The following is a 25,562-nucleotide window of genomic DNA, read 5'->3' as shown; positions in this document are numbered from 1 at the left end:
TGTGTAAAAATTGACAGAGCAACTTGTTTTTTTTTGAATAAAAGCGTATATTTGCAAAGCGAATGAACTAGAAATGAAAAGGAGGAAACTCATGTTTTCTTTTATTCCCAATTCGGTTTTGCAGATGAGTACGATTTTCTTATCAATCGTTATCGAAGCATTGCCCTTTGTACTATTAGGTTGTCTTATCTCAGGCGCCTTACAAGTATTTTTGACCCCAGAACGTGTGAAGCGATGGCTTCCTGAAAATCGTATATTCTCTATTTTTACTGGTTCGATCTTAGGATTTTTCTTTCCTTCATGTGAATGCGGCATCGTACCTATCGTTCATCAGTTTGTAAAAAAAGGCGTGCCGGTCCACACAGCATTTGCTTTTATGCTGACAGCGCCAATCATTAATCCCATCGTGATTTTTTCCACGTTTATCGCATTTGGCAATTCTTGGCAGATGGCAAGCTGGCGAGTGATAGGCAGCTTTTTTGTTGCACTTGTGATTGGTGTCTGGCTTGCCTATTTTCAAAAAGACGCTGTATTGAAAGAAAAAATCTCCTCTAAAGTAGCCGAAGATCACCATCATCATGCCCATGAAGAAGAACACAGTGATAAGAATGAGTCAAAAAATCGGCTGTTCCATCAAACGGGGCATGTGTTGACACATTCAATCGATGAATTTTTTGATACAGGTCGTTATTTGATTATTGGTGGGTTAATCGCAGCTGCGATGCAGACTTATTTACCAACTAGAATGATGCTAACGCTCGGCTCAACAAAGATTTTAGCCATCATTATCATGCTGTTATTAGCTTTTACGATGTCTCTTTGTTCAGAAGCAGATGCGTTTATCGGGTCTTCATTGTTAAGTCTGTTCGGCACAGCACCTGTAGCTGCCTTTTTGGTCTTTGGTCCAATGGTCGATATCAAAAATCTATTGATGATGAAACGATATTTTACAGGACGTTTTATTCTATCGCTGATCGGACTGATTGCCCTTAGCGTTGTTGGATTCACATTATTTATTTAGGAGGAAAAATATGCTGCGGTTTTTGATTTTATCTGGCTATTTCGAATTGATGATGTATTTGCAAGTCTCTGGCAAACTTGATCAATATATCAATGTCCACTATCGTTATTTAGCTATTCTTTCGATGATTTTATCCGCTCTTTTGGCTTTAGTTCAGCTGTATTTGTGGGTCAAAAACGGAAAAGCAGAGGAAGAGACGCACGAGCATGATCATGATCACGACCATGGGTTATCGAAACCTTATCAACGTGGGATCGCTTATGTACTGCTAGCTTTGCCAGTGATCGTTGGTACGTTGTTTCCAACAGTTAGTCTGGATACTACGATCGTAGAAGCCAAAGGATTTAATTTCCCAGTAAGCAAAGAATCAGTAGGGGACCCGGAGATGCAGACGCAATACCTAAAGCCAGATACAAGTATTTATTTCAACAAGTCAGACTACTTAGACCAAATGAATGAACTGAAAGAGAAGTATGGGGATAAGCAGACTATCGAGATCACAGATGAAAATTATTTAGAAGTCATGGAGCTGATCTATAATTACCCTAGCGAATTCATTGGCAAAAAAATCAGCTACGAAGGATTTGTTTACCAAACACCGAACGATAGCAATGCAGATGTCTTCTTGTTCCGATTCGGTATTATCCATTGTGTGGCAGATTCAGGAGTCTTTGGCTTGTTAACACATATGCCTGAAGGAGTAACGGTTAAAAATGATGAGTGGTATAAAATAGAAGGAACCATCCAATCGGACTATTATCAACCATTCAAGCGTGAAATTCCATCTGTAGTTGTGACAAACGCAGAGAAAGTCTCTGCTCCGAAAAATCAGTATGTGTATCGTTCTTTTTAAAAGAAAAAAATAAATGAACATAGCTCAGACAGTTGACGTGTAAGGACGTCGGTTGTCTGGCTTTTTTTGTATGAGATATTTGGCTATTTGATATGTTTTGTAAAATGATATTTATTTTAGAAGTTGCATGCTGAATGTAGTTAATAGCGGTTTCAAAGGTGTTGGAAAAGATTGTGAAGAGAATTACAATTTATTCCTAACATGTATGTTGAAAAGTTGTATGAAATGATTTTGATAGTAAAATATCGAGTGGAGGTACTTTGTATGATAACACGTATATTTATTTTGGATGACAGTTTGGTTTTTGAAAAAATGATAGAAGATATTTTGGAAGAATCCAGAAATTTACTGATTCCTTGGAATTTCGAGATAATCAAGGGATTGAACGTCATGCAGTTTGTTGAATTTGTCAAAAACAATGATATTCGTTCATCGGATATTTTTTTTCTTGATATCGATTTAAACGCTTATCACAGCGGGATTGAACTAGGAGAAATGCTTAGAGAAAAGAACGCGAAGTGTAAAATTGTTTATTTGACCTCTCATCCGAATAAAGCAATAGCTGTTATTAACCGAAATATTACGCCTAGCGGGTATTTGATAAAAGAATTCACTTATGAAAAAAATAAAAAAAACATCCAAAGTTACTTATTGAAAGAAAAAGAGAACGAGCCTGTTCAACAAGCGAACAAAAAAAAGTGGACGTCTGTTCGTTATGGCAATAGCGATCATTATATCCATTACGATGAGATTCTTTATCTAATGAGCATGCCAGGCTATAAAAATAAGATAGGCTTGGTATTGAAAGACGAAGAGACACTCATAAACGGCACAATAAAAAAATATAAAAAAACACTGGAATATGAGTATTTATGTAAAGATTTAAAAGCCTACATCATTAATACTGAAAACATTACATCTATTAGCCGAGTAAATGAAGTAGTAACGTTTACGAATGGAGAACAACTAGAGATGGGTAAGAGAAGTATTGATAAACTAAAGAAATTTATTCAAGAAAAGATAAGGAATGAATCATTTTAAAAAATTAAAAATAAAGGATCATATCTCACTTTTTAGTAAACAGACTTAAGTTAATCATGCAAGTTCCTTCTTCCATTTTGTTTCTCTAATACCCGGACCAAGATGCTGATCTCACCCCTTCTACTAAACAGTGTTCCAGAAGTAGTTTCTTCGAAAAATAAGATAGGATTCACAAAAATTTAAGAAACCATTTTCGTGAATCCTGTCTTATTTCGTGAAGCTAATCACTTCTGTCACAACCTTTTCTTTGTTACACTTCGTTTATTTAAAAAGCCGTTTTTTTCGTTTCAACATGATGGCATCACGCTTTACTTTGAAGTTGCGGATGTTATGGTTAAAGACTTCCGATAATACGAGACCTAAAGCAATTGCTCCAGCTATCATGATTGCTTGGACCGCATAGTGAGCTGCTTCTTGATAGGATTCAGTAACGAGATTCCGAACCGCTTGATAAGCCAAACCACCCGGAACTAAAGGAACCATCCCAGGAATATTGAAAATCGTTACAGGCATTCTCAAACGCTTAGAGAAAAGATCACTGATGAATGCGACTCCTAAAGAGCCAAGCAATGACCCGAAAGCAGCAGATCCGCCCATTTGAACACAGATCCAGTAGGTCATCCAGCCGAAAGCACCAGAAAGACCACAACAAATCAATGAACGCCTTGGGACATTTGTAACAATGGCAAATGCCGCAGTCGCTAGAAAACTAAAAGAAAATTGAATAAATATCGTGCCCATACTCGTGCTCCTTTCTTAATAAAAAAGCTGGAAAATAAAAGCAATCGCAAAACCAATCATCGTAGCAGTCATCATCGCTTCTGTTCCGCGAGAAACCCCTGACACATAATGACCAGCTAGCAAATCACGGATAGCATTTGTAATTTGAACCCCAGGAACCAAAGGCATCACACATCCGATAATAATTAAATCCTGATTGCTTCCTAAGCCAAAACGAACACTGTAGATAGCAGCTATGCCAATCAATAAAGAAGATAAAAATTCCGATAAAAATTTGATTCTAAAAAATTTCAAACTATACAGATAAACTGCGTATCCCCATCCACCAATAACTAAAGTCACAGGCAAATCGGTCATCTTTCCGCCGAATAACACCATGATCGTTCCACTGATAACTGCCGCACTAACGATCTGCAACCAGACAGGAAAGAACGAACGGTCTCGGTCGATTGCCTGCAATTCACTGTAAAGTTCTTCTAATGTTAGTTCTGAAGCAACATACTTACGTGAAAGATCATTCACTTTTACTACTTTTTCTAAATTGATCGAACGGTTGGTGATTTGTTCCATTCGAATGGTCGAGGTACGATCAAGACCAATAAAGAGACCAGTCTGCGTGACATAGCTGACTAAACGGAAATTTCCAGAAGCTAAAGCAATTCGACTCATCGTATCTTCTACCCGATACATCTCTGCATTGCTTTCCATCATGATTTTCCCAGCGAGTAGACAAGTGTCTAGCAGCAGATCTAATTCTTTTCCCGTCATAGCATCTTCTCCAATAATTGATTGATTAGTTTTATTTTACTACAAAACATATCGGAAGCGTAAAGAATAAAAAAACTTGAGGAAGGAGTGAAAGAGGCGTATACTGTTTTTGTGTCGCGGGTGTAGTTTAGTGGTAAAATCCCAGCTTCCCAAGCTGATGTCGCGGGTTCGATTCCCGTCACCCGCTTAAAAGAGGTTGTGAAAAAGCTGCCCTGCATCAAGTAATAAGAATAGTCAAGCAAAAAAGCCTCTTATGTTTTTGATTTGGTTGGACTTATTACCGCAGATGCAAGCTTTTGAACACTGTTTACCAAGAGGTCGTACAGAAGCCGTTTAGTTTTGAGTATTAAGAAAAATTTTTTGAATGATAATAAATACCTTGTAAATAGTGTTTTGTGATTGAGTAGAGACGATGCATCCGTCTCTTTTTTTGTATTCTTAAGCCGTCTAAAAACTGGTTTTATTTTTTTACTGTTTCTATTTCTTTCCAGTATTTATTTATAGGGGAACGTATGTTAAGATTTAGGGAGCTGTTAGTAAAGGAGTAAAGAAATGAGCAAAAAAACAACCAAGGCGATCGTGGGGATCGTCGCTGCTGTGATTGCAGGGGCACTCGGTATTTCCACCACACAAAAAGATTCAGATATCTTCCAACAAATTACAACCATTTTTGATTCCACACCGCAAGCTTCTCAAGTAGCGGATGTGCCAGAATATGATGGAAAACATCAAGAAATAGAAATCAATGGGAATCAGCCCGAGTTTACAAAAGAGGATCTTAGTCTTTCCAAAGGGACATGGGAAAGCTATTCAAATATAGACAAATTGAACAGAGTAGGACAAGCCAATGCGATGTTGGGAAAAGACTTGTTCCCTACTGAAAAGAGAGAACCTTTGTATATTGATCCGACAGGTTGGAGACAAAAGAAATTAAGTGACGGACAATGGTTATACAACCGCAGCCATTTGATTGGTTTCCAGTTGACTGGTCAAAATAATAACATTAAAAACTTAATGACAGGGACACGTTCGCTGAATGCTCCGTACATGCTTGCCCACGAAAATGATATTGCGGCATATATCAAGGAAACAAATCATCATGTACGCTATCGTGTCACTCCTCATTTCGAGGGAAATGAACTGGTAGCAAGAGGTGTGCAGTTGGAAGCAGAAAGCATTGAAGACAAAAAAATTGAATTCAATGTCTTTATCTACAATGTTCAAGATGGCTACACCATCAATTATGAGACAGGGCAAGCAACGAAAACGAAAAATTAGTAGCAGCAATTCGAATTTTTTATGAACTTTATGAAAAAATTGTGTAAAAACATACTTTCAAAGAAATATAGCGTATACTTTATGGAAAGAGGGCTTTTGAAAAAGCCACAGAAAAAAGGAAAAATCAGACAAATCGTGTTTCTTAATTTATTCAGAAGTTTGGAATATTTGTTTGTAGTTTTCCCTTTCTTCGAGTAAAATAAGGGTGTAGAAGGTAAGCTGGAATTACCTTGCGGGAAAGAGGTGTAGAATCATGGGTTTTACAGATGAAACCGTACGTTTTGGTTTTGACGATAGTCGCAAAAAAGAAGTGAGCGAAACATTAGCGATTGTTTATCGGGCTTTGGAAGAAAAAGGCTACAATCCAATCAATCAGATTGTCGGCTACTTGCTTTCTGGAGACCCGGCCTACATTCCTCGTTATCGTGATGCACGAAATTTGATTCGCCGTCACGAACGCGATGAAATCATGGAAGTAATTGTCAAAGACTACCTCTCAAATCATGGAGTGAATTTATGAGAGTAATGGGCTTGGATGTCGGTTCTAAGACAGTAGGCGTTGCTGTGAGCGATCCCTTTGGCTGGACAGCTCAAGGAGTAGAAATCATTCGAATCAATGAGGCAGAAGAAGAGTTTGGTTTTGATCGGTTGAAGGAATTAGTGGCGCAGTACGAAGTAGACCGTTTTGTAGTTGGATTACCTAAGAATATGAACAATTCCATCGGACCAAGGGCAGAAGCTTCCATGTCATATGGAGAGAAGATCAAAGAACTATTCTCCTTGCCAGTTGATTATCAAGATGAACGACTAACCACTGTTCAGGCAGAACGTATGCTAGTAGAGCAGGCAAATACTTCAAGAGCGAAACGAAAAAAAGTCATCGATAAATTAGCAGCTGTGATGATTTTACAAAATTATTTAGACGGCTCAGGTAAGCAATTATTTTAATAATAAAAAGAAAAGAGGTAATCTTATGACAGAACATAACCATTCCCACGAACACGAAGGACACGAACACATCACATTGGTGGATGACCAAGGAAATGAAACATTATACGAAATCTTGCTAACAGTTGACGGACAAGAAGAATTTGGACGTAACTATGTTCTTTTATATCCAGCTGGTGTTTCAGAAGATGAAGATGTAGAATTACAAGCTTATGCATACATCGAAAACGAAGATGGAACAGAAGGCGAGTTAGAACAAATCGAAACAGACGCAGAATGGGATATGATCGAAGAAGTATTCAATACATTCATGGCGGAAGAAGAATAGAACAAAAGAATCGATAAGGTGTAAGAAAAGCTGGACTCTCTGAAAAGTAGAGCCCGGTTTTTTCGTTTAGCACTACCTTTCTTTAAAAAGTAGAAAAGCTTTTGAAGCCTCGTTTGTTTCTTTTACTGTATAATAAAAGAAAAGAGTAACAATCGTTAAAAGATATAAACAAGAGAAAGGAAATACAAGATGATTGGTCTGATTTATTTTGTGGTGATCGTTCTGGCGAACACAGTTGGCGCTATTTCCGGGATGGGTGGAGGCGTGTTGATCAAACCGATTCTTGATCTTATCGGTGCCCATTCTGTTGCAGGGATTTCTTTTTACTCAACAGTTGCGGTATTCACGATGTCCATTGTTTCGACTGTGCGACAAGTATCAAGCGGGAAATCACTGAATTGGCAGATTGTCGGTTGGGTATCTAGTGGAGCTGTTGTTGGAGGAGTAGTCGGCAACATTGTATTCGAAGTTTTTTTACAGTTATTTGAAAACGAGAAGCATGTGCAGCTGATCCAAATTTTTTTGACGGTATTGACCTTGGTTTTTGCGTTCTTCTACACCAAGCATCATCAGCCAAAATTTCATTTGACGTCATGGACTTGGTACCTTATATGTGGGGTGGTTCTGGGCTTTTTAGCTAGTTTTTTAGGTATTGGTGGTGGACCAGTCAATGTTTCTTTGTTGATGCTGATGTTTGCATTGCCAATAAAAGAAGCAACACTATATTCTCTATCTACGATTTTCTTTTCTCAACTGGCAAAATTGGTAACGATTGCTTTAACAAGTAGCTTTATGCGCTTTGATTTATCTATGTTGTTTTATGTTATCCCCGCTGCTATCATTGGAGGTTTGTGGGGAGCAAGATTTAGCAGGATTTTGTCTCCAAAAAAAGTGACCTTTATTTTTCAAGCGATTGTCATCGTGGTTCTTTTGATCAATCTTTACAATGCTTTCGTCATCTTGCAAACATTAGAAGGATCTGGATTCAAGCAAGTCAAAATCACTGAAAAGTCTTTTTTTAAATGAAAAAAGGAGTATACTATGATAAAAAAATTCATTTAAAAAAATAGAAATTGGCTGGTGATTTGGATGTTGCGGGAAATGCGTTTAGGTGATGCAGAAGCACTACGAGAAATCAATGCGGAACAATTAGGGTATGATGTACCATTAACCGTTACGGTGAGACAAATGAAGAAACTGTTGAAGGAGCCAGAAAAAAATTTTTTCTTGGTTTATGAAGATCCTACTTCTAAAAAAGCAGCTGGCTATGTACAAGCGGAGTCCTATGAATCAATTTTCAGCGATCCGATGTTCAATATTATGGCACTTGCTGTGTCTAAACATGCTGAAAAAAGAGGAATCGGAAAGGCCTTGATGACTGGCGTAGAAGAAGAAGCGAAAAGACGAGGAATATCAGCAATCAGACTTAATTCTGCAGAATACAGAGTAGAAGCACACCGATTTTATGAACGCATCGGTTATCATTCCGATAAAATGCAAAAAAGATTTTTGAAAATCCTGTAAATTTTTATCAAAAAATACCTGGTCATCAAGCCGATACTTGATGATCAGGTATTTTTTTGACTAAGAAAGTAATTGCATCAAGAAACCTGAGATGATCAAAACGATGGCACCACCAAGCCGATTGCCCATTTGAGCAAAAGCAATAAGTTCCATCCGATTAGCTGCAGATAAGACAGCTACATTTCCTGTACCACCCATCGAGTTGTTGCATAAGCCAGCAGTAATAGTTGATTCGATTGGATATAAACCAAACAAACGACCGACAAATCCTGAAACTACTGAAATCGCGATAACACTTGTCAAACATAAGACAACAAATTGCCATGTCAAAGCAGAAGCCAATACATTTAGATTCAATAACGCAATACCGATACCGGCAAGAACAGCTGCTGTCAAGTTTTTGACAATCAAGTTGTTGAACATGATAGCTGCATCTTCGTAATATTCTGGTAATAGGTTTGCGATTTTACAGATAACAACGATAATGATCATGAATGCGTAAGCATGGACTTTAGGAACAAAATAGTTACCGATTTGTCCTAAGATGAAGAAAGTCAATGATACCATCAAACCGACACCTAATTGTGGAATGGAAGGTTTTACATTTCTAGGTTTTCCATCGCCAAGGTCGCCTTTTTCCATTAATTTACCATTACCGTTGAATTTTGGCATTGATTGTCCCGCACGAGCAACTAACGCTGCACCAATGATAGCTAGGACATTTGTCATTGCTGTCGCAGGAATCAGGCGGGAAATGATAGAAGAAGCGTCCGTGCCTAAAACATTTGCATAAATCGTTGATAAAGGTACAGCTCCGGCTCCAACACCACCAGCCATTGCGGGCAATGAGATATATAAAACGGAATTTGCAAAACCATTTCCGATAAGCATACCTACGAGTCCTACGGCAAAAAAGGAGACGACCATTGAAATAAGTGCAACGGGAATAAAACGAACAGAAGCTTTCATCAATAGATTACGGTTCATACCAAGGATGCTACCAGTAATCAAGGCAGCAATATAAAAGTCTAAAAAGCCCATATTGCTGACAAAGTTTTCTGTGGATTTTACTACATACTCAGGTAAGATCCCAAATGTAGCAATCGCGGCAGAGGCAAAGATCGCAAAAACGGAGCCACCACCTAAATAACTTTTGACGATAGGGATTTTTGTTCCGATAAAATGAAATAAATTACCGAAAATGACCAAAACAGCGATTGGGCCAATCATATTCGTCGGTAATTTTCCTAAAGCCATTGCAATGATCAGGACAAGGACCATGATCAAATAAAGGGGCAAACTTACGCCGGTAATTTTTGTTGACCAAAACCCTTCTTTTTTCTTTTCCTCAACTGCAGTTGCAGTTGTTGTTTTTTGTGCCATTTTTACAGATCCTTTCTTATTCTGTATCGTATGAAAAAAGCCAAAGAGAAGCGGCAAAAGAGCAGTAGTTGGCTGGCTGCTGTTTTGCCGCAGTCGCTTTTTTCTTTTTAGACGTCATACAAAGTTTCTGTATGTTCTTTTACTATAACAATCTTAATCTTCTAAAGATTTATATTCAGGAACCCATTTAGCAGATTCAACAGCTTCTTTGATATCCGTGATTTCTTCACGATTCAATTTTTGTGCAACAACTGATTTTGCGACAGTTTCAGCAATCGTTTGAGAGAATTCAGTGATTTTTGCTACTGGAGGCAAGATAGCTGCTCCTGGTTTTGTTACATCAACGATTCCGCCTAATGCTCGACTAGCTTGAGAAATGATTTCAGCATTTACTCGTGTAGCTGTTGAAGCAATCAAACCAAGCCCTAAACCTGGGTACATCAACGCATTATTTGCTTGACCGATTTGGTAAGTTACACCGTTATATTCCACATCAGCAGCAGGGATACCTGTTCCAACTAAAGCTTTTCCGTCCGTCCATTCAATCAAATCTTTTGCTTTTGCTTCTGCCAATTTTGTTGGATTAGACAAAGGCATGATGATTGGACGTGGGGTATGAGCCGCCATTTCTTTCACGATTTCTTCAGTGAATGCTCCAGGTTGGGTAGAAGTACCGATCATGATCGTTGGATGGATTGCTTTTACAACTGCTTCTAAGTTTGTCAATTCATCAGCATTAGTGAATTCTGAGCGTTTACGAGCGAATGGGATTTGACCAGGAGTCAACCCTTTTGTATCTTCAAACAATAAACCCTGTTTATCTACTTGATAGAAATGTTGGCGTGCTTCTTCTTCAGGTACACCTTGACGGATCATTTCATCTAAAAGGATGTTTGCGATACCTACACCAGCAGTACCAGCACCAAATGTCAAGATCGTTTGATCTTTCAATTCCTCACCTGATATATTCAATCCACCTAATACACCAGCTAGTACAACGATTCCTGTGCCTTGGATATCATCATTGAAAGTAGTGATTTTATCTTCGTATTTTTCTAAAATCGTTGCAGCATTTCCTCGTCCAAAATCTTCCCAATGTAATAACAATTCTGGGAATAATTCAGTAGCTGATTGAACGAATTGATCAATGAATTCGTAGTAAGTTTCGCCTTCTACACGAGCATGACGATTCCCTAAGTATAATGGATTATTCAATAATTCTTCGTTATTAGTACCAGCGTCAATCGATACAGGCAAGACTTGTGCAGGATTGATACCAGCCGCAGCAGTGTAGACCATCAATTTACCGATAGCGATGTCAACACCGTTCACACCCCAGTCACCCATACCTAAGATTCCTTCTGCATCTGTCACAACGATCAAACGAATGTCGCGTCCATCTGCTGCGTTTTTCAAACTTGCTTTGATATTTTCTGGTTCGTCGATTGAAAGAAATGCAGCATCTTGTGGTTTCAAGAAAATTTCGTTGTATTGTTCGATTGAATCCGCAACGACAGGATCATAAACGACAGGCATGAATTCAACTAAATGTTCGCCCATCAATTTATAAAACAATGTCCGGTTCGTATTGAATAGATTCATTAAGAAGATACGTTTTTCCAAATCGGTCTGTTTGCTTAAGTATTGACCGTAAGCTTGGACAGATTGTTGTTCCAATGTTTGGACAGTACTTGGAAGCATACCAGTGATTCCGTATTTTGCCCGTTCTTCTTTTGTAAAAGCTGTTCCTTTATTTAGAAAAGGATTATTTAATAAGTTTAGCCCTGTAAGCATGAATGATTCCTCCTAAGTTTTAGTACAAACGAAGTATAGGAATCAGATGAGGATATAGTCAAAAAGAGCAGGTATAATAAATTTTATTTATATGAGTAATAGAGTCAAAAGAAATCAAAATAGCGGTATTTGTTCTTTTTATATCAACAATCCTTGCTTGATTACTATGCGTATCTCTTATATGCTAAAGAAAGAAAAGTAGAAGAATAAAGGATATGTTAGATAGATAAATAGAATCTCTGAAGAATAAATCACGTGATCGTGACGATAAAATACACTTACGTCAGGTGATAAAAAATACATAAGTAGAAAACTAAGAGGAGGAACAGAAAATGAAAGAAGTTCAATTGATCAGAAAAAGCGAACTATCAGAAGGTGGTTGCAATGCATGCGGCGTAGTAGAAGCAACAAGCTATACATTAAAGCTTGGTGCCAACAAAGCGATAATCTCTGAGTTGACAGTAGGCGGTCTTGTGGACAGTCTGGCGCTTGCTGAAGGTTTTATTGGAGAAGATATTTATGAGATGTTTTCAGAAATTCGTCAGTTAAAAAAAGGGGAAAACTGCATAGAGGTTCATCATGAGAGCCCGAATGTGAGATTCAAACGTGGTGATAATGAGATGATCTTCAATAATCATGTGTCCGATCACACCGAGCTATATGGAATCGTGAATCAAATACTAACTGAGCTTTTTGGATTGGGACCTTATGCGTTCAAGGAAGAAAACGGTAATCCAAAATTAAACGAAGAATGGCAAGAAACGATTGAAATACAAAGAAACAACCCGCACTTATTTCAATAGGCATCCACAGTATTTCGTAAAAGGGACTTTGACACGACTTTTGTCAAAGTCCCATCGTTTTTTATCTATTTGTGTTCTAAACATTTCTTTCAGAGTAGTAACAACTGGAATGACTGAAATGCAAACAGATTATTTGCCTGTATCAATACGGAAGAGTAATATAAAATTTGTAAACGCTATCATATTATTCATTCAATTTTTTATAGAGGGAAGGCATTGAAATGGAAAAAACGTATCAAGCAGGTACAAATGAAGGAATAGTGGATTTTATCAATATGGAAGATTTAGAAATAGCCGCTTCACAAGTGATTCCAGCTGGTGGTTATGGTTACATCAGCAGTGGTGCTGGCGACTTATTTACTTATCAAGAAAATGAACGGGCATTCAATCATCAGCTGATTATTCCTCATGTATTAAGAGATGTAGAATTACCCGATACAACTACACATTTTGACGAAGAAACGCTGACTGCACCAATCATCATGGCACCAGTTGCTGCTCATGGCTTAGCTCATGTGAAGGCGGAGAAAGCTTCTGCAAAAGGTGTAGCAGATTTTGGGACGATCTATACAGCAAGTTCTTACGCTTCTTGTACTTTAGAAGAGATAAGAGAAGCAGGCGGGGAGAAAGCACCGCAATGGTTTCAATTTTATATGAGCAAAGATAATGGAATCAATTTGGATATTCTTGAAGTGGCCAAGCGTAATGGAGCAAAAGCAATCGTATTGACAGCGGATGCAACAGTTGGCGGAAACCGTGAAACAGACCGCAGAAACGGGTTTACCTTCCCGCTGCCAATGCCGATCGTTCAGGCTTATCAATCAGGAGTAGGCCAAACGATGGATGCTGTATATAAATCTTCCAAACAAAAACTTAGTCCAAAAGATGTAGAATTTATCGCTGCTCATTCTGATTTGCCAGTCTACGTGAAAGGTGTTCAATCAGAAGAAGATGTCTATCGATCATTAGAATCTGGTGCTGGTGGAATTTGGGTATCTAACCATGGTGGCCGTCAATTAGATGGGGGGCCTGCTGCGTTTGATTCGTTGCAATATGTGGCAGAAGCAGTAGATAAACGTGTACCAATCGTGTTTGACAGCGGTGTACGACGTGGACAACATGTTTTCAAAGCAATCGCATCAGGTGCCGATCTTGTTGCTATTGGCAGACCCGTTATTTATGGATTGTCTTTAGGAGGAAGTACAGGAGTCCATCAAGTGTTTGATTTCTTTAAAACAGAATTGGAAATGGTCATGCAATTAGCTGGAACACAAACAGTAGAAGATATCAAAAAAATAAAATTGCGTGAGAATCGTTTTATTTAAGAAATAAATGACGAAAAAAATAGGAGTGCGGCAGATGATGCCGTACTCCTATTTTTATAGTTCAAGGATGTCACTAATAGAATAATTTGAAACGAAAAAATAAAATTGAAATATTTTTTCATACTTAATAAAAAAGGAAGAATATTCATGTAAACGATTTTATTGTTTTTTTCTCTTTTATACAAAAAGGGTCATAATTTCAAGTAAGCGGATGAATTCATGAGGATTTTTTGCATACTGTCTCTACTATACTTAGGTCACTAAGAAAAAGGAGTGATTTATTATGAAAAAGAACATGATTGGGACATTATTACTTTCAACACTTCTTCTAGGCGGCTTGGCAACACCAGCTTTTGCTGAGGGTCAAGCGACTTCAAAAGGAGATATTACCTTTACTGAACCAACAAATACCGTTGAGCCTCTTAACCCTACTGATCCTTCAAAACCAGTAGAGCCAGCAGATCCGGAAAATCCAGCAACTGGCCAGACAGGTTCTTTAACATTGGATGTAGTTCCTGAATTGCCATTTGGTACACACGAGATTGAAAGCGGAACAAAAACGTATCAAGTAGACGCTTCAAAAAACGATACACCTTATCTCCAAGTATCAGATCGTCGAGGTGTAGGTGCAGATGGCCAAGCACAAGGGTGGAACGTGACAGTTTCGGTTTCAGATTTTGTAAACGGTTCACAAGTTTTGCAAGGCGCTGAATTAGATTTTAGAACATCCACTGTTAAAAGTACGTCAGATAACGAATCCACTGGACCAACTAGTCAAACTGTAACTGGGTTGAGTAAAGCAAGTGCAGCGACACCAATATTTACAGCAGCAAAAGATCAAGGTCTGGGAACATGGCTTTCTGTTTATGATCCAGCAAATATCACACTGAAAGTGCCGAAAGCAGCAGCTGGAACATTCACGGCTGATTTGACTTGGAACCTCGTGGCTGGCCCAGTAGCATAGAGTATGAAATAAATTCAACAAACTGCGGTGAAAATACTATAGGTGAAGGATTTTTTACCGCAGTTGTTGTTGAAAGGATGTGGTGGACAATGAATCAAAGTAAACGACTGTTTGTTTCGTTTTTTTCTATTTTAAGTCTATTTTTCATTTTTCCGTCAATCAGCCAAGCAAAGGATTCAGCAGGAGACTTTGGAATCAAACCGGTATTTCCAGAGAACCAAATAGATAAAGCAATCGGTTATTTTGATTTATTAGTGGCACCGGAACAAAATCAGACACTAGAAGTAATTATCAGCAATTCTTCAGATGAAGAACGAACATTTGAGGTCTCTGTCAATCCGGCGGTAACGAGTGATGGTGGAACGATCGATTATAGTCAAAAAAAACCAACGTTAGATGAGACATTGCCGTTTGATGTCCGTGACGTTTTGCTCATTGCGAAAAAGGAAATCAATGTATCAGCACATGCAGAAACAACTATACCTATAGAAGTGAAAATCCCAGCAAAAAGCTTTAAGGGACGTGTATTAGCGGGTATTCATGTTTCACCTAAAGAAGAAGCTGAAACAGAAAATGCTACAGAAGGAGCACAAATCAAAAATCGTATTGCTTATAATCTCGCAGTCGTTTTACAAGAAAGTCAAGAGACGATAGAACCGGATCTGAAACTTTTATCAGGAGATTTGGACGAGGTCAACGCAAAGCCAACTGTTCAGCTTCGTTTCCAAAATACTCAGCCTAGGATTATCAGCAATTTGATATTTACGAGCAAGATCTTTTATGAAAATCAGCTTTATATTGAAAATACGTCTAATGAATTTTTAGTTGCACCAAATTCGAATTTTCACTTGAATCTTGATTTAGCTGGTGATAAAGCAAAAGCCGGCGATTACCGCGCAGAAATCATAGCAAAATCAGGCGACAGTAATGAATGGTGATTTACACAAAACTTTACGATCAAAAAAGAAAAAGCACAAAAAGTAAATGAAAATTCCGTTTTTGCAGTACAAGAACAATCTTTCCCATGGCTTTATGCAGGATTGGTTGCTGCAGTTCTAGTGTTATGGTTGATTTTGCTGTTTTTGTGGGTCCACAAGAAAAAGAAAAAAGGAGAAACAACATGATGAGGTGATTTCGTTGAAAACATCGATCTTATTGGGAGGGATTATTGCAAGTTTGCTGTTCTTCAGCTGGCAAGAGCCAGTCCAAGCAGATACCAAAAGTTCAGGTACGATTACATTTTATGATCTAAGTCCAGTTCCGCATCCAAGTGGTTCAGTCAATGGCGCATCAAAACAGCAGACACAGCTACCGATTTATAAAGAATCTAATCAACATGGCGTATTCCCAGAGACGAATGAAGAAAAGATCCGTTTTCTTTATTTGATCATTGGTATAGAATTATGGCTTCTTGCGTGGTTGTTGTTTTGGAGAAGAAAGGAAAAGGAGGATGAACATGTTGCTACAAAATAAATTTTCATTTTTTCGCTCCTTCTTTTTTACTTCGCTTTTTGTTTTAAGTATATTTATCTTTTCACCTTCGGCAGAAGCTGTTGGAGCAACGCCTCCTGCCATTTCTTATGATCCATACACGTATGAAAATATCGTACCTCCAAATGGTGGACGTAGTGCAGTCAATGGCGGGAAGCTTGTCCAACTAACTGGGGCTAACCAATTGCCTAAATTGACTGCTACTTATTTGAACGATGGTTCAAATGATTCTTGGAAAGGTGGCACGGTCCGTTTTCATTGGGAAAGCCATGTGAAACTAACAAATGTACTTGATTTGGTGAATATCACTGCACAAGGATTTGCATTTGTGGCGATCATCAATTTGCCGGAACATGTATCAAGCAGTGATGTATTAAAAGCAATTGACTGGAACAACGCCTACTTGTATATTGCCGGTGCCCCCATCAAGGTTACTAGCGGAAGTTTATTATCAGCAGGAAGCCATACCTTGCGTTTTGGGATGGGGTAGTGGGATACAAATACTCTATTGGCAGATATTATTGCTATTATTACGCGAGGAGAATTCAACGTGGACGATATCCCGCTTCAATTTGATGTTACAGCTAATGTCGCGAAGATGACAGAAAACGGAGATAAATATGATACGAGTCCAAACAAAATTTTGACCAAGGGTAAATTACAACCTTCTATGTCTAAAAAGGCCGTTTTTTCTGTTGATTTTTATGATTCGAATAATATTATCCAAGATCGTATGTTCAATTCGATTTTAGCTCCAGCTGCAGGTAGATTTTATCCTAAATTAACTGGCGGAAACTTGAATCCAGGAGCATATGCATTTTCTGCAAGTGCAGAGATAAATACGTGGAATAGTTACATCTCAACAAGTGATTCAACAGGAAAATATAATACATTTGCTGATACCACAGAATACGTGGATGGAAATAACCAGAACCTTCCAGGCTCTACCAATAGTCGGACATTGACGATGGGGCTGACTGAAGGACGTTTTGATCAGTTGCCATTTAGTCGCTTTGATCGCGTAGTCAACTATTTTACAGGAAAAAACGTTACACAAGGAGCAATACTGACTCATACTCCAGCAAGCACAAGTGGATTGAATCAGACAGCCAATATCGTGTACAGTGGGAAAGATGCGCAAGGCGGATTGCTTTCTCCTGTTGCTTTAAAGGTATTGGAGCAGTACAAGCTAGACGGAACGGTTTTACCAACAAACTTAACAGCCGATAGTCAGTGGGGAAAGCTCCTTTCTTCTGCATCGTACCAAGTCACGGCCAATTGGTCAGCAACTGAACTAAAAAAGGGTTCGATCCATTACAGGCTTTATTCGAAAGGAACCCAAAAATTAGCGACAGGATGGACAGATCAACTTTTCCAAACGATCCAATCAAATAACGGGGGTGTAAATACAGCTACTTCTACACTACCTGCATTGGCTTCAGGGCAATATTATTTTGATTATCGCTTGGTGGACGATGTACTTACTAACATGTATCCGTCTTTTGCGTACAAATGGCAGTCTGAACAAGCTAGAATCACCACTCTTCCTCAAATAACAGTGGCTAATTTTCCATCTGTGAGTGCAGATAGTCAGCTAAAAAACCTTAGCAGACAACCTGAGACAGGAGATCCCCTGTCTGCTCTATCAGGAGATACGATTCAAGAAAATGTGAACTTCACGTTAACAAAATCTGGGGATGCGATAACCGACAAAAAAATCACGATCTCACTTCCTGAAAATACTACTTATATCAATGGTTCCTTAAAATTAAATGGTACAACTATCGCAGATACCGGCATTCAACAAGGAGTATCTGTCCCAGCAGATTTATTGAGCAAAGTCGGCGATACCATTCATCTTACTTACAACTATCAATTAAATACTGTAGATACTTCTGTACAATCCGTCAGCATACTGACAAAGGCAGCTGTACTTTCCAGCAATATTACATTAGCAGATGGTGCTAAGCTTCCTAACCCAGTTGTCCAAACATCTGCTAAAACAATTCTTGTCCCCAAACAAGAATTAACATTAGTTAATGTACCAGATGATTTTACATTTGGTAACGATCTCCCCAAACCGTTGAAGACAAGTTATTATGAAGCAAAAGGCGATTTTTCTTTTGATGTGCGGGATACTCGGCTTCCAAGCACGTCTCCTTGGCAACTGACAGGGACATTGACTTCTTTATTTAAGAATGATCAAGGTCAAGAATTAAGCGGAACAAAATTATACTTCAATCATTCTGGATCAAAACAATTGATTCAGCAAGGTCAAAACACGTTGATTTATGAGAGTGATGGAACAGCTAAAGGAGAGGTTCTCGTTGACTTTCCCGATACCGATGGTTTACTCTTAGAGGTAAATAGCAGTACGAATGCTCAACCTGGCGCAACGTATCAAGGCATGGTCACATGGGAACTGACAGCTGGGCCAACCAGCTAAGTGATTAGAATTTGTATGGATCTGTGATAACTGTCACAGATCCTCTTTTTCAAGGATGAGAAGGAAACTTCTGCTGTTAAAATCAGAAATGCTTGGAGGAGTGGACTTGGAACTTTTCAGTTTGCTTGAAAAAAATGAACAACGGCAAATCAAACTTTTCCAACTTTTATTAGAGGAAAAAGGAGAGATTTCCGTTAATAACGTACTTACCCGCTTATCAGTTGATCGGGCTACCTTGAAAGAAGATCTGTTTTATTTACAAGCTAACTTGGAAAATATCAAACAATTGGAAATTGTTATCCAAGAAGGGAATATTTTATTAATCAGACATGGAAATATAGCAGCAGTCGATGTTTATTATCATTGCTACTTGCGCTATTCTACAAAATATCAGATACTTCTTTATCTGTTGGAAAATGGCTCATTTGATCGGCAGAAACTTGTCATGGAACTTAATATCAGTTCGGCTACTTTGTCTCGCAGAGTGAAGGAATTAAATGATTCTTTAAATGAGTTTCATCTGAAAATAAAAAGCGGGCGGCTGACCGGTCCAGAAAGTCAAATTTGTTATTTTTATTTCCAATTATTTTGGTTTGGACGTCCTTATCTTGAAAACAAAAAAGAATACAGTGATTTATCAGGAAACACTTTTTTAGATCTGCTGCAAAAAGAGTTTAGTTTTGCTATTACAGAAGAAGGACGATTGAAATTTGAAATATGGCTTTCCATTATGAAGAAGCGAATGCGCTGTACGAAAAAATCCAAACCAGATTATAGCAATCTTCCTGTTGGATTGTTTCAAACGACACAATTTTTATTGGACCTCCATACATTTTTGACCCGTTACTTCTTTCAATATGCCTTTCCTTGGAATCAAAATGAAACGTTGGTTTTTTATCTTTTCATGATCAGTAACTTTACATTAGATACACATAACTCGCATGTCCAGGAGTTTTTGATAAGCGAAAAATACAAAGACGACGTAGTAGCTCAATTGAATCGAACGTTTAAACAATCGATAGAAGAATATTTCTCTTTTTATGTTTTTCCAGAAGAGATTTCGCAAAAGATTGCGTTGACAGTGATGCAAAATCACGCTCATTTTGCCTATTTTAGAGGATGGATGAATATTTTTGGCCAAGAAGGATTAAAACAGCGGTTAACTGAAGTAGAAGATAAACAATTCCTGGTTTTATGTGAAAGATTGGTCAGACAAACATTTGCTATTGTTGATTTTACTGAAGTAGACGAGGAAAATGCCCGCTTTGAATTATTTGCTCGCTATGCATCTATTTTGCGGACGCTGATCAAGCAGTTAGAATTACGTCTGCAAATTGCTTATGATCTTCCTTATGAAAGGCTAATGGCGGATATCGTGAAAGAAATCATCCAGGAACAATTGCTGAATACGATCAAATATGATTTAGTCGAATACGAGAAAGAAAAGCAGTATGATATCATTTTGACTAGCCAATTGAAAGAGTACCCGTCACAGAAGTCCGCTAAAGTTTTTGTATTCACTAGCAACGAATATAATTATGATTTCCCCTATTTGAACCAATTTTTAAAAGAATGTTATTTAGAAAAATTGAATTTAAGGATGAATAAAACATGAAAATCGTGATCATTGGTGCTTCCCATGCAGGCATCACAGCTGCCCTAAATCTAAGAAAACTTCAACCGAAAGCAGAAGTTTTACTGATCGATGAAGATCATAAAGATGGACTAGGCTATGTTTCAAATGGAATCAACCTTTATTTAAAAGGAAAGATACGTAGTTTAGCTGAAGTTGCCCATAACATGCGGACTCTTCAAGAAAGTGGGGCAAAACTGATCACCGAATGGAGAGTAACTGAACTTGATCCAGACAAACATCAGCTCATCCTCGCATCCAAAGAAGGAAAAAACGAGACCATAACCTATGATAAATTAATCGTAGCAACAGGTTCCTCTCCTGTCACCTTGTATAAACAAATTGAAGCTGAAAATGTCTACACCTATAAAAATCTAGTGCAATCTAAACAAGTACTTGCCGCTTTAAAAGAAGCAAAAGAAGTAGTGATCTTCGGTGCTGGTTATATTGGATTGGAATTAGCAGATGCTTTGAGAAATAAAGGATACATTATTCATCTAGTTGATTATATGCCGAATGTTTTATCAAGATATTTCGATAAGGATATGATCAACAGTTTTCAAAATCAGCTGCAAACTAAGCAAATCAATTTTTATCCAAATGAATTCTTGATCGATTGGAAAAAATCAGAAGAGAAAGTAGTATCCGTACAACTTCTATCTCAAGCAATAAAGGCAGATATGGTCATTTTTTCTGCCCAAACTCGTCCTAATACGACATTGTTAAAAGAAAAAGTGGCTTTGTATGAGGATGAGACTGTGATAGTCAATGAATATCTACAGACAAGTGATCCGGACATCTATGCGATTGGAGATATCGTCCCAGTCAGTTTTGACAAAAATAAACGGCATCTCTTTTTACCTTTAGTTACTCGAGCTGTACATATGGCAAGAGCAGTAGCGCTAACTTTGAGTGGTCAGCCAACCGCTTACGACCTCAGACAAAAGATAACAGCAGCAGTCATTATAGACTACTTTTTAGGAACTGTAGGGCTGACAGAAGATGAAGCGCCATTCTTGGAACAAAATACCGGTTCGTGTTCAGGAGAATTTGATCTATTTCCACAATACGATGAAGAAAACAAAACAGTAAATGCAAAGCTGATCTACCATCCGGATACATTAGAAATAATTGGCGGACAGCTGATAAGCCAAGAATTCTTATTATCAGATTTGAACCTGCTTGCGGATATCGTGAAACACAAAACTACGATTCCACAGCTAGCAGTTGAGGATTTTGGATTTCTGTCTGAATACACCTCTCGTTTTCACTACCTCAATGAGTTAGCTTTTAAAGTACTAGCTAAGAGAGCAAATAGCAATAGAGTAGATAAAAGACTGTGAGAAATATCACGGTCTTTTATTGTGTGGGGATATAATAAATATTAATCAATCGAGAATAAAAAATTCATATAATGAAATAGCGGAAGAATTTTTTGAGCATAATATTCGCCAAAAATTTATCAAGTGATAAAATTGTTGTATAAAATGATTATTTCAGGAGGAGGAGTTAAATGTTTTTAGCATTAAATGAAATTATGCATTCAAAGTTACGTTATGCGTTAGTTGCAGGGGTGATGTTTTTGATCGCCTACCTGGTATTTTTTTGACTGGGTTAGCTTATGGCTTAGCTCAAGATAATCGAACAGCAGTCGACAAGTGGGAGGCAGATTCGATTGTGCTTTCGAAAGATGCAAATTCAAATCTAGGGATGTCCATGATTACTAAGAAGATAGCAGAAGAAGTCGAAGGTGGGAAAGTGGCGTATCTTGCCCAGACACCTGGAGTCGTGACTAGTAAAGACAGTACAGAAGAAGGAAAAATCAATGTTAGCTTCTTCGGTATCGATAAAAATCAATTCATCATGCCCAATCTTGTTGAAGGAAAAGCTTTTGATAACGATGATGAGGCAGTAGGCGATATTAGTTTGAAAGAAGAATATGGTCTAGCCGTAGGAGATACAGTTAAGTTATCTGGTAGTGACAAGACGTTTAAACTAACTGGCTTTACGGATCATGCCAAATTCAATGTCTCACCAGTTCTCTATACAACCATCAATGCTTACCAAGAGATCCGCTTCGAAAAAGAAGATACAAGTGAAAATGCACGGATTAACGCAATAGTTGTCAGAGGTAAAATCAGTAATTTACCTGAAGATTTAGAACAGATCAAAATTTCTAAATTCATCAATGAATTACCTGGATATAATGCGCAAGTATTGACTTTTGGATTTATGATCGGATTTTTGATCGTTATTGCGGCTATTGTGATCGGGATTTTCATTTATGTACTGACGATGCAAAAGATTAATATCTTTGGTGTAATGAAAGCACAAGGGATCACAGGAGGATTTATTGCGCGTTCTGTAGTGGCACAAACATTCATTTTATCATTTGTTGGTATTCTTCTTGGTCTATTAGGAACAGTGGGAACATCCCTTGTTCTACCTGATGCGGTTCCATTCCAAAGCAATTGGCTGTTTTTTGGCGTCATTAGCTTGTTGATGCTGGTAGTAGCTGTGTTAGGCGCACTATTTTCTGTTCGGACAATCGTAAAAATCGATCCGTTGAAGGCAATTGGATAAGAAGGAGGAAGAGCATGAAAGCAATAGAATTTAAAGAAGTAGAAAAAAGTTTCCAAGATGGCGACCAAGTAGTTAAAGCATTGAAAGAAACAACCATGAGTATCGATAAAGGGGAATTTGTTGCAATCATCGGTCCTTCTGGTTCAGGTAAAAGTACTTTTTTGACTTTGGCAGGCGGATTGCAGACGCCTAGCAGTGGCTCTGTATTTATCAATGATCAAGAATTCAGTAATCAAAAAGAAAGTGAACGCGTTAAACTACGTTTTAAAGAAATTGGCTTTATTTTGCAAGCTTCCAATCTGGTTCCTTTTCTGACAGTAAAAAAGCAGTTATTATTAGTAGATAAGATCAAACATGAACATCGTCAAAAAGAAGCAAAAGAATTATTTGAGCAGCTTGGCGTGGATAAGTTGATCAACAAGTATCCAGAAGAACTATCTGGTGGAGAACGGCAAAGGGTCGCAATCGCTCGTGCATTGTACAATGATCCGTCCATTATTCTAGCAGATGAACCAACTGCTAGTTTGGATTCAGAAAAGGCACGAGAAGTAGTCGATATCTTGGCAAAAGAATCAAAAGACAAAAATAAAGCAACGATCATGGTTACTCACGATACACGGCTGATTGACAAATGCGATAGAATATTTATGATGGAAGATGGTGTATTGAAAGAAAAAGAATAACCAAAAAGCAGGTGGAAAAATGGTCCATCGATACAACAAAGATACACAGCAAAAAATTTTGAAAGAAGCGACTGACTTGTTTATGTCCAAGGGATATCTCGGCACTTCAACAAGAGAGATCGCACAAAAAGTTGGGATCACCCAACCCAATCTCTATCATTATTTCGGTGATAAAGAAAAACTATATACGGCAGTTTTAGAAAACCACTTAAAAGATGTTGGAAAAGCTTTGAGAGAAATCGTTCAAACAAGCGAAACGGGATTTCAAGTAACCTTGACAAAAATGGCGCAGTTTTTGATTGAGACACATCTGGTCGATTTGTTTCTGATGCTTCACGATCTTGAAAGCAATCTTTCAAAGGAAACAAGAGATCATCTTTTCTTTCTATGGAAGAAAAATTATCGTGAACCTTTTGAAGAAATCTTTTCAGCAAACCAATCTGTGCTAAGAAATGGGATTTCAAAAGAAATCGCAGCAAGGCATTTTTTCTTAGTGTTAGCACCTTACATCACTCGGTCGAAAAGACCTGTGGAAGAACCGCTAAATGTGGCGCAATTGATCGATTTATATTTGAATGGTGTATTAGGAGAAGCGTAAAGCTGTTATATAGGGAGAAAAATAGTTAGGTGAAGAAGCAAGATATGACGAAGATCGTTATATCTTGTTTTTTTTATATAGGTAGTTTTTCATAAATACAAATTTGTTATTCTCTCATGATTATCAGGGTATATTTTTATTTATTATGTCGGTGTTCCAGGAAGTGTTTTAATTTAATAACGAAGAAATTAATTGTTTGTAGAATGAAGGAAACTATTTATTGGGTAGATGAATCACCACGAATAGTCAAAAGGAGATTTCAGGATATGCCAAAAATGAAAAAAATCATTTTAGCAGTAATGTTATTTTCTACGGTTATATCTTTTACAGCCCCTTTTTTGCGTACTTAAGCTGATTTTAAGTTTTGACCCTTAGTCTGGATCTACGAGGTGAGAGTCAAGAATGAAAAAAATAATTGGAGCTTTTGTATTTGCAATCATTATCATTATTATCTGTTTTCAAATAGATGTTTTTGGTCAAAAAAAGATAGTTGAACAAACGGTCAGCAGTACGAACAGTACGGTTACAAAGACAAAGGAATCATTTGATGATACAGAACAAGAGACATTAATCAAAATCGGAAAAAATGACCGTACACTATATACAGATGACTCGCTAACTACCCCACTTGCAACTATAAACGGCGGAGAGCTGGCGGAGTTTCTTTCTGAAACAAAAAATGCTTATCAGATCAAGACAAATGATGGCTATACTGGATATTTAGCCCTCGAAGATGGAACCAAAGTCACAAAGAATATACAAACAAAACCGGAAGAGCTATCTGATGCAGTGATTGTATTAGATCCTGGGCATGGCGGAAATGATACTGGGGCATTAAGCAATGATGAACAAACAGAAGAAAAAGATATAACATTAAGTACAGCCATAAAAGTAAAAAAGGCGCTAGAGGATGCTGGAGCAACGGTTTATTTGACCCATACTACAGATGAATTAGTACAGCTTGGAGATATATGCGACTACAGTGAAGAAAAAAAGGCAGATGTCTTTATCAGCTTACATGCAGACTCTACGGAATATGCGAATGAAGCAACTGGGATCACGACATATTATTACTATGGACAAGAGGAAACATTAGCACAAACAATCGCTGATTCCTTCACTGATCTGCCTCTGGATTCAAGAGGAATCTCCACTGGGAACTATCAAGTTCTTCGAGAAAATCTTCAACCTTCTATTTTAATCGAGATGGGTTATATGAATAATGATGGTGATTTAGAGGAATTAGTAACAGACAGTTATCAGCAGCAGATCGCTGCAAGTTTGACACAAGCATTGACCACCTATTTTCAGCAATAAATAAAGAAAGAGGTTGTGACAGAAGTGGTCAGCTTCAAGA

General features: G+C 37.9%; 24 protein-coding genes, 1 tRNA gene and 2 pseudogenes. 23 read left to right on the top strand and 4 right to left on the bottom strand.

Going from position 1 to position 25,562, the window contains the following annotated elements; all coding sequences use genetic code 11:
• Positions 1-91 precede the first annotated feature (91 nt).
• The 3 genes from HMPREF2961_RS08380 (at position 92) to HMPREF2961_RS08370 (ending at position 2,915) form a co-directional block, all read left to right on the top strand.
• Positions 92-1,021 (top strand): permease, encoded by a 930-nt coding sequence (locus tag HMPREF2961_RS08380; protein ID WP_002295040.1) that lies wholly within the window; start codon positions 92-94, stop codon positions 1,019-1,021.
• Positions 1,022-1,031: 10 nt separating this feature from the next.
• Entirely contained in the window at positions 1,032-1,874 is an 843-nt protein-coding gene (locus HMPREF2961_RS08375; protein WP_002318590.1) for a TIGR03943 family putative permease subunit, read from the top strand.
• A 264-nt stretch (positions 1,875-2,138) separates the two neighbouring features.
• Positions 2,139-2,915, top strand: a complete 777-nt coding sequence (locus HMPREF2961_RS08370; protein ID WP_002333150.1) for a LytR/AlgR family response regulator transcription factor — start codon at positions 2,139-2,141, stop codon at positions 2,913-2,915.
• A 261-nt stretch (positions 2,916-3,176) separates the two neighbouring features.
• On the opposite strand, the gene HMPREF2961_RS08365 is transcribed toward HMPREF2961_RS08370, so the two are convergent.
• The gene (locus HMPREF2961_RS08365; protein WP_002326308.1) at positions 3,177-3,656 is read right to left on the bottom strand and encodes a threonine/serine exporter family protein; all 480 of its coding nucleotides are present in this window, start codon (positions 3,654-3,656) and stop codon (positions 3,177-3,179) included.
• 15 nt (positions 3,657-3,671) lie between these two features.
• Complete coding sequence (locus tag HMPREF2961_RS08360; protein ID WP_002308449.1) at positions 3,672-4,424, bottom strand: threonine/serine exporter family protein; 753 nt, start codon at positions 4,422-4,424, stop codon at positions 3,672-3,674.
• A gap of 116 nt (positions 4,425-4,540) precedes the next feature.
• Here HMPREF2961_RS08360 and HMPREF2961_RS08355 point away from each other — a divergent pair.
• From HMPREF2961_RS08355 to HMPREF2961_RS08325, 7 genes are all read left to right on the top strand, one after another.
• Positions 4,541-4,611 (top strand) — tRNA-Gly (locus HMPREF2961_RS08355).
• 365 nt (positions 4,612-4,976) lie between these two features.
• Complete coding sequence (locus HMPREF2961_RS08350) at positions 4,977-5,702, top strand: DNA/RNA non-specific endonuclease (protein ID WP_002318586.1); 726 nt, start codon at positions 4,977-4,979, stop codon at positions 5,700-5,702.
• 253 nt (positions 5,703-5,955) lie between these two features.
• On the top strand, positions 5,956-6,222 hold the full coding sequence (locus HMPREF2961_RS08345; protein WP_002290885.1) for an IreB family regulatory phosphoprotein: 267 nt from the start codon (positions 5,956-5,958) through the stop codon (positions 6,220-6,222).
• Positions 6,219-6,650: a Holliday junction resolvase RuvX gene (gene ruvX / locus HMPREF2961_RS08340; protein WP_002290886.1), complete on the top strand. Its 432-nt coding sequence runs from the start codon at positions 6,219-6,221 to the stop codon at positions 6,648-6,650. Before HMPREF2961_RS08345 ends, ruvX begins: the two co-directional genes overlap by 4 nt.
• A 25-nt stretch (positions 6,651-6,675) precedes the next feature.
• The gene (locus tag HMPREF2961_RS08335) at positions 6,676-6,978 is read left to right on the top strand and encodes a DUF1292 domain-containing protein (RefSeq protein WP_002295049.1); all 303 of its coding nucleotides are present in this window, start codon (positions 6,676-6,678) and stop codon (positions 6,976-6,978) included.
• A 189-nt stretch (positions 6,979-7,167) separates the two neighbouring features.
• Entirely contained in the window at positions 7,168-8,004 is an 837-nt protein-coding gene (locus HMPREF2961_RS08330; protein ID WP_002326306.1) for a sulfite exporter TauE/SafE family protein, read from the top strand.
• A 63-nt stretch (positions 8,005-8,067) separates the two neighbouring features.
• On the top strand, positions 8,068-8,502 hold the full coding sequence (locus HMPREF2961_RS08325) for a GNAT family N-acetyltransferase (protein WP_002290890.1): 435 nt from the start codon (positions 8,068-8,070) through the stop codon (positions 8,500-8,502).
• Between the two features lie 60 nt (positions 8,503-8,562).
• Here HMPREF2961_RS08325 and HMPREF2961_RS08320 read toward each other — a convergent pair whose 3' ends face one another.
• Together HMPREF2961_RS08320 and HMPREF2961_RS08315 are read right to left on the bottom strand one after the other, a co-directional pair.
• Positions 8,563-9,885, bottom strand: a complete 1,323-nt coding sequence (locus HMPREF2961_RS08320) for a 2-hydroxycarboxylate transporter family protein (protein ID WP_002308483.1) — start codon at positions 9,883-9,885, stop codon at positions 8,563-8,565.
• Between the two features lie 153 nt (positions 9,886-10,038).
• A complete protein-coding gene (locus tag HMPREF2961_RS08315) occupies positions 10,039-11,679 on the bottom strand; it encodes a malolactic enzyme (protein ID WP_070704536.1) in 1,641 nt (546 codons plus the stop codon).
• 332 nt (positions 11,680-12,011) lie between these two features.
• On the opposite strand from HMPREF2961_RS08315, the gene HMPREF2961_RS08310 reads away from it, so the two are divergent.
• The 13 genes and pseudogenes from HMPREF2961_RS08310 to HMPREF2961_RS08250 all read left to right on the top strand — a co-directional run bounded on the left by HMPREF2961_RS08310 (position 12,012) and on the right by HMPREF2961_RS08250 (position 25,522).
• Positions 12,012-12,482 carry a DUF4809 family protein gene (locus HMPREF2961_RS08310; protein WP_002295059.1) on the top strand — a complete coding sequence of 157 codons (471 nt, stop codon included), beginning with the start codon at positions 12,012-12,014 and terminating at the stop codon, positions 12,480-12,482.
• 221 nt (positions 12,483-12,703) lie between these two features.
• Positions 12,704-13,807 (top strand): alpha-hydroxy-acid oxidizing protein, encoded by a 1,104-nt coding sequence (locus tag HMPREF2961_RS08305; RefSeq protein ID WP_070704533.1) that lies wholly within the window; start codon positions 12,704-12,706, stop codon positions 13,805-13,807.
• A 283-nt stretch (positions 13,808-14,090) separates the two neighbouring features.
• Positions 14,091-14,771 carry a WxL domain-containing protein gene (locus HMPREF2961_RS08300; protein ID WP_070704530.1) on the top strand — a complete coding sequence of 227 codons (681 nt, stop codon included), beginning with the start codon at positions 14,091-14,093 and terminating at the stop codon, positions 14,769-14,771.
• 89 nt (positions 14,772-14,860) lie between these two features.
• Positions 14,861-15,895: pseudogene (locus HMPREF2961_RS08295) on the top strand (DUF916 and DUF3324 domain-containing protein).
• A gap of 13 nt (positions 15,896-15,908) precedes the next feature.
• The gene (locus HMPREF2961_RS08290; protein WP_070704556.1) at positions 15,909-16,244 is read left to right on the top strand and encodes a hypothetical protein; all 336 of its coding nucleotides are present in this window, start codon (positions 15,909-15,911) and stop codon (positions 16,242-16,244) included.
• Positions 16,228-16,752 carry a hypothetical protein gene (locus HMPREF2961_RS15735; protein ID WP_070704526.1) on the top strand — a complete coding sequence of 175 codons (525 nt, stop codon included), beginning with the start codon at positions 16,228-16,230 and terminating at the stop codon, positions 16,750-16,752. The genes HMPREF2961_RS08290 and HMPREF2961_RS15735 overlap by 17 nt, the downstream gene beginning before the upstream one ends.
• A gap of 180 nt (positions 16,753-16,932) precedes the next feature.
• Positions 16,933-18,708 carry a hypothetical protein gene (locus HMPREF2961_RS15405; protein WP_227326358.1) on the top strand — a complete coding sequence of 592 codons (1,776 nt, stop codon included), beginning with the start codon at positions 16,933-16,935 and terminating at the stop codon, positions 18,706-18,708.
• Between the two features lie 55 nt (positions 18,709-18,763).
• Positions 18,764-20,323, top strand: coding sequence for an AcpB/EbpR/MafR family transcriptional regulator (locus HMPREF2961_RS08275; RefSeq protein ID WP_070704523.1), 1,560 nt, complete (start codon positions 18,764-18,766; stop codon positions 20,321-20,323).
• A complete protein-coding gene (locus HMPREF2961_RS08270) occupies positions 20,320-21,684 on the top strand; it encodes an NAD(P)/FAD-dependent oxidoreductase (RefSeq protein ID WP_070704520.1) in 1,365 nt (454 codons plus the stop codon). The genes HMPREF2961_RS08275 and HMPREF2961_RS08270 overlap by 4 nt, the downstream gene beginning before the upstream one ends.
• Positions 21,685-21,854: 170 nt before the next feature.
• Positions 21,855-22,924, top strand: a pseudogene (locus HMPREF2961_RS08265) (ABC transporter permease).
• 14 nt (positions 22,925-22,938) lie between these two features.
• Positions 22,939-23,607, top strand: coding sequence for an ABC transporter ATP-binding protein (locus HMPREF2961_RS08260; protein ID WP_002296462.1), 669 nt, complete (start codon positions 22,939-22,941; stop codon positions 23,605-23,607).
• Between the two features lie 19 nt (positions 23,608-23,626).
• Positions 23,627-24,205, top strand: a complete 579-nt coding sequence (locus tag HMPREF2961_RS08255) for a TetR/AcrR family transcriptional regulator (protein WP_002295080.1) — start codon at positions 23,627-23,629, stop codon at positions 24,203-24,205.
• A 402-nt stretch (positions 24,206-24,607) separates the two neighbouring features.
• Positions 24,608-25,522 carry an N-acetylmuramoyl-L-alanine amidase family protein gene (locus HMPREF2961_RS08250; protein WP_070704517.1) on the top strand — a complete coding sequence of 305 codons (915 nt, stop codon included), beginning with the start codon at positions 24,608-24,610 and terminating at the stop codon, positions 25,520-25,522.
• The last annotated feature ends 40 nt before the right edge of the window (positions 25,523-25,562 follow it).

Source organism: Enterococcus sp. HMSC076E04, assembly GCF_001814285.1.
Classification (GTDB): domain Bacteria; phylum Bacillota; class Bacilli; order Lactobacillales; family Enterococcaceae; genus Enterococcus_B; species Enterococcus_B lactis.
This window is presented reverse-complemented; position numbering and strand designations above follow the sequence as displayed.

Bases quoted from the DNA above. Each gene is read 5' to 3' on its own strand.
- HMPREF2961_RS08380 (WP_002295040.1), top strand. From the start codon at position 92: ATGTTTTCTTTTATTCCCAATTCGGTTTTGCAGATGAGTACGATTTTC.
- HMPREF2961_RS08375 (WP_002318590.1), top strand. From the start codon at position 1,032: ATGCTGCGGTTTTTGATTTTATCTGGCTATTTCGAATTGATGATGTAT.
- HMPREF2961_RS08370 (WP_002333150.1), top strand. From the start codon at position 2,139: ATGATAACACGTATATTTATTTTGGATGACAGTTTGGTTTTTGAAAAA.
- HMPREF2961_RS08365 (WP_002326308.1), bottom strand. From the start codon at position 3,656: ATGGGCACGATATTTATTCAATTTTCTTTTAGTTTTCTAGCGACTGCG.
- HMPREF2961_RS08360 (WP_002308449.1), bottom strand. From the start codon at position 4,424: ATGACGGGAAAAGAATTAGATCTGCTGCTAGACACTTGTCTACTCGCT.
- HMPREF2961_RS08350 (WP_002318586.1), top strand. From the start codon at position 4,977: ATGAGCAAAAAAACAACCAAGGCGATCGTGGGGATCGTCGCTGCTGTG.
- HMPREF2961_RS08345 (WP_002290885.1), top strand. From the start codon at position 5,956: ATGGGTTTTACAGATGAAACCGTACGTTTTGGTTTTGACGATAGTCGC.
- ruvX (WP_002290886.1), top strand. From the start codon at position 6,219: ATGAGAGTAATGGGCTTGGATGTCGGTTCTAAGACAGTAGGCGTTGCT.
- HMPREF2961_RS08335 (WP_002295049.1), top strand. From the start codon at position 6,676: ATGACAGAACATAACCATTCCCACGAACACGAAGGACACGAACACATC.
- HMPREF2961_RS08330 (WP_002326306.1), top strand. From the start codon at position 7,168: ATGATTGGTCTGATTTATTTTGTGGTGATCGTTCTGGCGAACACAGTT.
- HMPREF2961_RS08325 (WP_002290890.1), top strand. From the start codon at position 8,068: ATGTTGCGGGAAATGCGTTTAGGTGATGCAGAAGCACTACGAGAAATC.
- HMPREF2961_RS08320 (WP_002308483.1), bottom strand. From the start codon at position 9,885: ATGGCACAAAAAACAACAACTGCAACTGCAGTTGAGGAAAAGAAAAAA.
- HMPREF2961_RS08315 (WP_070704536.1), bottom strand. From the start codon at position 11,679: ATGCTTACAGGGCTAAACTTATTAAATAATCCTTTTCTAAATAAAGGA.
- HMPREF2961_RS08310 (WP_002295059.1), top strand. From the start codon at position 12,012: ATGAAAGAAGTTCAATTGATCAGAAAAAGCGAACTATCAGAAGGTGGT.
- HMPREF2961_RS08305 (WP_070704533.1), top strand. From the start codon at position 12,704: ATGGAAAAAACGTATCAAGCAGGTACAAATGAAGGAATAGTGGATTTT.
- HMPREF2961_RS08300 (WP_070704530.1), top strand. From the start codon at position 14,091: ATGAAAAAGAACATGATTGGGACATTATTACTTTCAACACTTCTTCTA.
- HMPREF2961_RS15735 (WP_070704526.1), top strand. From the start codon at position 16,228: ATGTTGCTACAAAATAAATTTTCATTTTTTCGCTCCTTCTTTTTTACT.
- HMPREF2961_RS15405 (WP_227326358.1), top strand. From the start codon at position 16,933: ATGTCTAAAAAGGCCGTTTTTTCTGTTGATTTTTATGATTCGAATAAT.
- HMPREF2961_RS08275 (WP_070704523.1), top strand. From the start codon at position 18,764: ATGAGAAGGAAACTTCTGCTGTTAAAATCAGAAATGCTTGGAGGAGTG.
- HMPREF2961_RS08270 (WP_070704520.1), top strand. From the start codon at position 20,320: ATGAAAATCGTGATCATTGGTGCTTCCCATGCAGGCATCACAGCTGCC.
- HMPREF2961_RS08260 (WP_002296462.1), top strand. From the start codon at position 22,939: ATGAAAGCAATAGAATTTAAAGAAGTAGAAAAAAGTTTCCAAGATGGC.
- HMPREF2961_RS08255 (WP_002295080.1), top strand. From the start codon at position 23,627: ATGGTCCATCGATACAACAAAGATACACAGCAAAAAATTTTGAAAGAA.
- HMPREF2961_RS08250 (WP_070704517.1), top strand. From the start codon at position 24,608: ATGAAAAAAATAATTGGAGCTTTTGTATTTGCAATCATTATCATTATT.